General features: G+C 63.0%; 4 protein-coding genes. 3 read left to right on the top strand and 1 reads right to left on the bottom strand.

Translation table 11 applies throughout. The features are described 5' to 3' along the window. Positions 1-2: 2 nt before the first annotated feature. From EN750_RS23770 to EN750_RS23760, 3 genes are all read left to right on the top strand, one after another. A complete protein-coding gene (locus EN750_RS23770; protein WP_127397823.1) occupies positions 3-323 on the top strand; it encodes an L-rhamnose mutarotase in 321 nt (106 codons plus the stop codon). A gap of 235 nt (positions 324-558) precedes the next feature. Continuing rightward, positions 559-2070, top strand: coding sequence for an altronate dehydratase family protein (locus tag EN750_RS23765; protein WP_127382752.1), 1512 nt, complete (start codon positions 559-561; stop codon positions 2068-2070). A 68-nt stretch (positions 2071-2138) separates the two neighbouring features. Beyond that, on the top strand, positions 2139-2885 hold the full coding sequence (locus tag EN750_RS23760; protein ID WP_127397822.1) for an SDR family NAD(P)-dependent oxidoreductase: 747 nt from the start codon (positions 2139-2141) through the stop codon (positions 2883-2885). On the opposite strand, the gene EN750_RS23755 is transcribed toward EN750_RS23760, so the two are convergent. Continuing rightward, positions 2879-3615 (bottom strand): dihydrodipicolinate synthase family protein (locus EN750_RS23755; RefSeq protein WP_145967863.1); only part of this gene is annotated, 737 nt, incomplete at its 5' end. The two genes, EN750_RS23760 and EN750_RS23755, sit on opposite strands and share 7 nt — an antisense overlap.

Raw genomic sequence — 3615 nt, 5'->3', positions numbered from 1 at the left:
GAATGGGACTATGTATCGGCGTGAAAGCCGAGGCGATCGCGGACTACAAGCGCGTCCACGCCGCCGTCTGGCCCGAAGTGCTCGACGTCATCAGCCGCGCCAACATCCGCAACTATTCGATCTTCCTGCGCGAACCGGAGAACCTTCTGTTCGCCTGCTGGGAGTATCACGGCAGCGACTTCGCCAGGGATGCGGCGCGGATGAGCGAGTCGCCGGCGATGCGCAAATGGTGGGAGCTGTGCGACCCCATGCAGACGCCACTGCCGACGCGCGCCGACGGCGAATGGTGGGCGGCGATGGAAGAGGTCTTCCATCTCGACTGACCGTGTCCCGGCCGGGCGGCGATCCGTTGTTTCATCCAGCCGTTTGCCGCCCTCAAACTGCGCCGCAAGGCGCACTCATCGCACGCCACTCACCTGACCGATCCGCCGCAACGCCCTGCAGTCCAGGCCTTTCGCAACCGCACCTTGACCACTGACATTCTATTATATTAGTATTCCAAATCACTTTTGCCTCTCGACGCTCCTTGTCGGGGAGAGCTTTTTCAGAGTTTGGGTCATGGCACGGTTCATCAAGCTGTCGGATACCGACAACATTCTTCTGGCGGTCGATCCGTTGAAGATCGGCGACAAAGCCGGGGACGTGGCAGCGAAGGCGCGCATACCGCGCGGGCATAAGATGGCGCTGCGCGACATCGGCTCGGACGAGCCTATCGTGAAATACGGCCAGACCATTGGTTTTGCGCGGGAACCCATTGTCGCCGGCGACTGGGTTCACGAGCACAATGTGTATCTGCGCAATTTCGAACGCGACTACGTCTTCGGCACCAATACCAGGCAAACCGAGATCGTTGCCGAGGCCGAACGCGCTACTTTCATGGGTTACCGCCGGCCGAGCGGCAAGGTGGGCACGCGCAACTTCATTGCCGTGCTGACGTCGGTGAACTGCTCTGCCAGCGTCGCCCGGTTCATCACCGACGAGGTCAATCGGTCCGGCATCCTGCGCGACTATCCCAATGTCGACGGCATCATCGCCCTCGTCCACGGCACCGGCTGCGGCATCGACACCAAGGGTCCCGCTTACGACCTGCTGAAGCGCACGCAATGGGGCTTTGCCACGAACCCCAATGTCGGCGGCGTGCTGATGGTCGGGCTCGGCTGCGAAGCGTTCCAGATTCCGCGCTGGATGCAGTCGTACAACATCGAGGAGAGCACGATTTTCCGCACGATGACGATCCAGGAAACCGGCGGCACGCGAAAGACAGTCGAGGCCGGCGTCAAGGCGATCGTCGACATGCTGCCTACGGTGAACGCCGCCGAAAGGACGCCGCAACCAGCCTCCGAACTGGTGCTAGCACTGCAATGCGGCGGATCGGACGGTTACTCCGGCATCAGCGCCAATCCGGCACTGGGTGCTGCGGTGGACCTGCTTGTCGGGCAAGGCGGCACGGCCGTGCTCTCGGAGACGCCCGAAATCTATGGCGCCGAACATCTTCTCGCCTTGCGCGCCGAGAGCCGCGCGGTGGGTGAAAAGCTGATCGAGCGCATCCGCTGGTGGGAGGATTATACCGCCAGGCACGACATGGAGATGAACAACAACCCTTCGCCCGGCAACAAGCTGGGTGGGCTGACGACCATCCTGGAGAAATCGCTCGGCGCCTCCGCCAAGGGCGGCACCACCAATCTGCGCGCAGTGCTGGAATATGCCGAGCCGATCAACGAGCGCGGCCTCGTCTTCATGGATACGCCTGGCTACGATCCGGTCTCGGCCACCGGGCAGGTCGCCGGCGGCGCCAACATATTGTGCTTCACCACCGGCCGCGGTTCGGCCTTCGGCTGCAAGCCGACGCCCTCGATCAAGCTTGCCTCCAACACCTTTATCTTCGAGCAGATGCGCGAGGACATGGACATCAATTGCGGAGACATACTGGACGGCGTCTCGCTGGCCGAGAAGGGCGAGGAAATCTTCGCCGAGATCCTGCGCGTCGCATCCGGCGGGCGCACCAGGTCGGAAGCGCTCGGCTATGGCGACAACGAGTTCGTGCCATGGAGCCTTGGCGCAACCATGTAGCGATATCGCCCGCCTGCACAGGCCGGCGGGCGCCCACGAAAAATCTCAAACGGAAAGAACCGATCGACATGAACAGCATCGATCTTGACGGCCAGCACGCTGTCGTCACCGGCGGCGCCCAGGGCCTCGGCTTTGCGATGGCCAGACGTTTCGTCGCCTCCGGCGCGACGGTAACCTTGTGGGATCTCGATGAGGCCCGCCTCGAAACCGCCAAGAAGGAACTCGGCAACGCCGCCACGACGGAGATCGTGGACGTCGCCGATTGGGCGTCGGTGGACGCGGCGCGCGCCAGGACCGAAGAGTTGGCCGGCAAGATTTCCATTCTGGTCAATTCCGCCGGAATTGCCGGCCCGGCCGCCCCGCTCGACGTCTACGACATCGAGACGTGGAAGAAGGTCATCGATGTCAATGTGAACGGCACGTTCTACGTCAACCGCGCCGTGGTTCCGGGAATGAAGGAGCGCAATTACGGGCGCATCGTCAACATAGCCTCGGTGGCCGGCAAGGAAGGCAACCCCAACGCCTCCGCCTATTCAGCCTCGAAGGCGGCGGTCATCGGCTTGACCAAGTCGCTCGGCAAGGAACTGGCGCAGTACGACATCGCCGTGAACTGCATCTCGCCGGCCACGGCACAGACGCGCATCCTCGAACAACTGACGCCGGAGCACATCGAATATATGCGCTCGCGCATTCCGCGCGGCCGCCTGCTGGAGGTCGACGAAGCCGCGGCGATGGTCGCCTGGCTCGTCTCCAAGGAGAACAGCTTTACAACCGCCTCCACGTTCGACCTGTCGGGTGGACGGACGACCTACTGAAAGGCAGTTGCCGTTAAGCCAGGCAACCGACCCAGACCAATCGCAAAGCGCTCCACCATTGCGAGGCCAGGCTCGCCTGGCCGCATCGCCGGAGCCCGGTCATGTACCGGGATGCCGGCGCGGGCGCCGAACAGCCGCTTGCCGTAACAGACCAGGCTCTCGATGCCTTGCATGACGAAGACGGCAGCCGGCAATATTCTTGCATATTCAGCCTCGGCCGTGACTTCGTCTCCGGCGCGGAACGCATGATAGGCGCGCACGGCATAGTCGGCGCAATCCGGCGCCAGGATCATGCCGCGGCAACCGATGCGGAAATTGTCGATCAGTTCCAGGCCGCCGCGTCCGTTGAAAACCGGTATCCGGCCTTCGGTGCGCTCGATCAGCCCGGCGATGTCGGTGACCGGACCTTCGCCCTTGATCAGCCTTATGTTGGGATGAAGCGTGACGAGTTCGCGGATTTCGTCCGATGACAGGCCGCGCCCGAAAAAGGCCGGTGCGTTCTGGATCGCCACCGGCAGGTCGGTCGCCTCGGCGACGCGGCCGAAGAACTTGATGTATTCCGGCGCACCATAGGATCCGGCTGGCGGCGGCTGCAGGATCACCCAATCCGCTCCGACGCTTTCGGCATGGCGAACCTGCGCCACCTGCTCAGCCACAGAAGAACCGAAGATGGTGAAGGCGAGCGGCACTTTTCCGGCGGTGTCTTCCGCCGTCCAGTCCATGATCTGTC

Origin of the sequence: Mesorhizobium sp. M7A.F.Ca.ET.027.03.2.1 (assembly GCF_003999175.1) — a bacterium.
GTDB lineage: Bacteria > Pseudomonadota > Alphaproteobacteria > Rhizobiales > Rhizobiaceae > Mesorhizobium.
Note: the sequence above shows the minus strand (reverse complement) of the source record. Positions and strands in the feature narration are given on the sequence as shown.